Origin of the sequence: Actinomadura sp. CNU-125 (assembly GCF_001942465.1) — a bacterium.
GTDB lineage: Bacteria > Actinomycetota > Actinomycetes > Streptosporangiales > Streptosporangiaceae > Spirillospora.
Genome location: NZ_MKJY01000394.1, coordinates 1 through 3675, shown reverse-complemented (window position 1 = coordinate 3675; position 3675 = coordinate 1). Strand labels below are relative to the sequence as shown.

Genomic DNA, 3675 nt, shown 5'->3' with positions numbered 1-3675 from the left:
CGCGGCGCTCCCCGCGGCGCTCCCCGCGGCGCTCCCCGCGGCGCTCCCCGCGGCGCTCCCGGCGCGGGTCACAGCAGCCCCGCCAGCTTGTAGAGGACGAGCGACCCGGCGACCGCGACGTTCAGGCTGCTGCCGTTGCCGACCATGGGGATCTCCACGGCGGCGTCCAGCAGGCCGAGCGCCTCGTCGGGGATGCCGTGCTGCTCGTGGCCGAGGACGGCGACGGTGCGTCCGCGCGCGGCGGGCAGGTCCGCGAGCGGACGGCCTCGTCGACCAGTTCCAACCCCGACGACGCGCGCACCGGCGTCGCGCTGCCGCGCCAGCCACCCGAGCGGGTCGTTCGTCCAGTGCACGCACGCCGGACGGCGCAGCGTGTTGCCGCGCTCCAGGGCCGCGGGCACCCAGGGGAACCGCGGCACCGCCATGCAGGCGCCGACGGCGTCGCAGGTGCGCAGCAGCGTGCCGAGGTTGGCGCCGTGCAGCGGCCACAGCGGCGCGGCGATGAGATGGTCCCAGCAGCGGTGGGCGCGGTCGCGGCGTTGCCGCCGCAGTTCGCGGGCGGGCCGGACGCGGATCGCCGGCCCCGGCGCGGGACGGGCGGACCGGCGGTTCACCGGCCGGGGGCGCTGCCGCCCTCCAGAACACGTGAGATCACGATGGGCGCACTTCGCGGCGTGCGCGGGCCATCATCGGGGGATTCGATCGCCCCCAGTGTAACCCGCGCCGTGTGACCCGCGCCGCGCCCCGGCGATCGTCCGCCGGGCCCGACGATCGCCGTCCCGGCGGGCGGTCATTCCGGGTCGCGCGCCGCAGGTACCGTTCGAACTCGCGGGCGATCGCGTCGCCGCTGGCCTCCGGCAGCTCGGTGGCGTCCTTCTGCTCCTCCAGCGTCCGGACGTAGTCGGCGACCTCGGAGTCCTCCTCGGCGAGCTCGTTCACCCCGTTCTCCCACGCGCGCGCCTCCTCGGGCAGCTCGCCGAGCGGGACGGTGACGTCCAGGAGGTCCTCGACGCGGCGCAGCAGCGCCAGCGTCGCCTTCGGGGACGGCGGCTGCGCCACGTAGTGGGGGACCGCCGCCCACAGCGACACGGTCTCCAGATCGGCGCGCGAGCACGCGTCCTGCAGCACCCCGAGGATCCCCGTCGGGCCCTCGTAGCGGGCGGGTTCCAGGTGCAGGGTGTTGACGACCGACGCCTGCGACGCCGCGCCGGTGACGGGCACCGGCCGGGTGTGCGGCGCGTCGGCGAGCAGCGCGCCGAGCAGCACGACGTTGCGGACGTCCAGTTCGAGCATCAGCCCGACCAGCTCGCGGCAGAACGACCGCCACCGCATGTTCGGCTCGATGCCGTGGACCAGCACGACGTCGCGGCCCGTGGGCAGCCGGGCCCAGGAGACGCGCGTCGTCGGCCAGGTGATGCCGCGGGTCTCCCCGTCAGTCATCTCCACGAGCGGCCGCGTCACCTGGAAGTCGTAGTAGTCGTCGGGGTCGAGTTCGGCGACCGGCACCGCGTCCCAGGTGCTCTCCAGGTGCCCGATCACGCCGCTGGCGGCTTCCCCCGCGTCGTTCCACCCCTCGAAGGCGGCCACGAGAACCGGCTCCACGAGTTCCGGCACGCTTTCGAGCTCGATCACGCGCTGCTCCTTCCGACGCCCAGGTACAGCGTCACCGCGGGGGGCCGTCATTCCCGGGGGTCGGGGTCCCCGCGATGATCGGTGGCTGTCAGCCTACGTCCTGACGGTCACGTACCCCGCCGACGCGCCGCCAGACGCCCGCCCTGTACGCCCGGGGCGGAAAGCGGGTCACGATCCGGTCACTTCCCGCCGATTCACTTCCCGTCGGTCGTGTGCACGATCAGCACGTCGCAGGGGGAGCGGTGCGAGAGGTTCGCCGGGACGGATCCGAGGAGGCGGCCCGCGAGGCTGTTGAGCCCCCGGTTGCCGATCACGACCAGGTCCGCGGCCCGGTCCTTGGCGACCTTGGAGATCACGTCGACGGCGTCGCCCTCGACCGCGATGTGCTCGATGTCGGACGCCCCCGCGGCGACGGCCCGTTCCCGTGCGGCGCGCAGGGCGTCGTCGGCGGGCGTGGAGCCCTGCACCTTGTAGGCGAGGTCGCCGAGCCGGTCGGCGGTCCGGGCGCGCTCCCGCTCGGGCATCGGGCTGTAGGCGGAGGCGAGCAGGAGCCGCGCGCCGGTGGCGGCGGCCAGCTGCGCCGCGCGGTCCACGGCACGGAACGAGGAGTCCGAGCCGTCGGTGCCGCAGAGGATGATGCCGTACGCGCTCATACCGCTCCTTACTCGTTGGTAGTTCTCGAATGGGCACGTTAGCGGTCCAGCATGTGGACACGGAAGAGGAAACCGGGACCGCGTGGTTATGGTGGGACGCCCGTGCACGTCGAGAGGAGACGCGTGACCCCCCGGGCCCCCGAAGCGGTGCTGTTCGACATGGACGGCCTCCTGATCGACTCCGAGCGCCTCTGGCTGGAGGTGGAGTCGGAGGTCATGGCCTGGCTGGGCGGCGAGTGGACGGCCGAGCACCAGGAGAAGCTCGTCGGCGGGTCCCTGTCCATCGCGGTCGACTACATGCTGGAGCTGACCGGCGCGGACGCCTCGCCCGGCGAGGTCGGCCGCCGGATGCTGGACGGGATGCACGAGCGGCTGAGCGTGTGCGCGCCGATGATGCCCGGGGCCAAGAGACTGCTCGCCGAGCTGCGCGCCGCGGGGGTCCCCGCCGCGCTGGTGTCCTCCAGCCACCGCCGCCTCATCGAGCCGGTGCTGGACGCGGTGGGCCGCGAGCATTTCGTGCTCAGCGTCGCCGGCGACGAGGTCGCCAGCACCAAGCCGCACCCCGAGCCGTACCTCACCGCCGCCGCGCGGCTGGGCGCGGACCCGTCCCGCTGCGTCGTGCTGGAGGACTCCCCGAACGGCGTCGCCGCGGGGGAGGCCGCCGGGTGCGCCGTCGTCGCGGTGCCCGGCGTCCTGCCGATCCCGCCCGCGCCCGGACGGACCGTCGTGGCGTCCCTGCTGGAGATCGACCTGGCGCGGCTGAGCGAACTCGCGGGCTGACCGCCCGCCCTCCCGGCCACCGCGCACGGGCGTCCCGGCCGGGCGTCCCGCGCGGCCGTCCGGCTCCACCGTTCCGTCATCGTTCCGTTGCCGGACGTTGACATGCGCGGGTTTCGCCTACGCTGGAGGTGACGGCGTCCCGTGCCGGGCGCGCCCGCGGCGGGTGCGTCCCCTGATACCGGAGGTGCACTTTCCCCGGGCGGGGTCCCGCGCAAGGAGGAGCCCGCGCGGCCCGCAAACCGTCCGCCGGGAGGATCGGCGCCCGGGCCGGGACGTGTGACGATGGGAGCGGCAGTACCGCACGGATGAGGGGCCGGCATGAGCGACGCAGCCATTTTCGCGATCAGTCTCGGGGTGACCCTGGTCGGCCTGGTGATCAGCTGGGGGGTGGCCCGCCGCCGCGGCGCCGCGACCGGGGTGCGCGGCGCGGCGCTGTCGCTGGTGCCGGTCGCGCCGCGCTGACCGGGGTGACCGGCTTCTTCGTCGACCTGGTGTTCGACCCGGAGAAGTGGGCGGGCGTCGTGGTGCTGGGCCTCGCCGTCGTCCTCTACCTGGGCTCGGGCGCCATGCTCGCCGCCGCCGCTCGGGCGGCGGCCGCAGGCGTCCGGCG

Annotated in this window: 4 protein-coding genes and 1 pseudogene; 2 read left to right on the top strand and 3 right to left on the bottom strand. The window is 74.7% G+C overall.

All coding sequences use genetic code 11. The features are described 5' to 3' along the window. Window positions 1–68: 68 nt before the first annotated feature. From BJF79_RS34675 to BJF79_RS34665, 3 genes and pseudogenes are all read right to left on the bottom strand, one after another. On the bottom strand, window positions 69–614 hold the full coding sequence (locus BJF79_RS34675; protein ID WP_075903788.1) for a TrmH family RNA methyltransferase: 546 nt from the start codon (window positions 612–614) through the stop codon (window positions 69–71). Between the two features lie 190 nt (window positions 615–804). Further along, a pseudogene (locus tag BJF79_RS34670) lies at window positions 805–1632 on the bottom strand (PAC2 family protein); the annotation flags it as partial. Between the two features lie 194 nt (window positions 1633–1826). Continuing rightward, a complete protein-coding gene (locus BJF79_RS34665) occupies window positions 1827–2285 on the bottom strand; it encodes a universal stress protein (RefSeq protein WP_075903786.1) in 459 nt (152 codons plus the stop codon). A 159-nt stretch (window positions 2286–2444) separates the two neighbouring features. On the opposite strand from BJF79_RS34665, the gene BJF79_RS34660 reads away from it, so the two are divergent. Then, window positions 2445–3065 carry an HAD family hydrolase gene (locus BJF79_RS34660; protein ID WP_262402995.1) on the top strand — a complete coding sequence of 207 codons (621 nt, stop codon included), beginning with the start codon at window positions 2445–2447 and terminating at the stop codon, window positions 3063–3065. A gap of 318 nt (window positions 3066–3383) precedes the next feature. Beyond that, window positions 3384–3527, top strand: a complete 144-nt coding sequence (locus BJF79_RS57535) for a hypothetical protein (protein ID WP_187357098.1) — start codon at window positions 3384–3386, stop codon at window positions 3525–3527. Window positions 3528–3675: the final 148 nt, after the last annotated feature.

Excerpts from the sequence above, each read along its gene's own strand:
- BJF79_RS34665 (WP_075903786.1), bottom strand. The coding sequence starts at position 2,285 with ATGAGCGCGTACGGCATCATCCTCTGCGGCACCGACGGCTCGGACTCC.
- BJF79_RS34660 (WP_262402995.1), top strand. The coding sequence starts at position 2,445 with ATGGACGGCCTCCTGATCGACTCCGAGCGCCTCTGGCTGGAGGTGGAG.
- BJF79_RS57535 (WP_187357098.1), top strand. The coding sequence starts at position 3,384 with ATGAGCGACGCAGCCATTTTCGCGATCAGTCTCGGGGTGACCCTGGTC.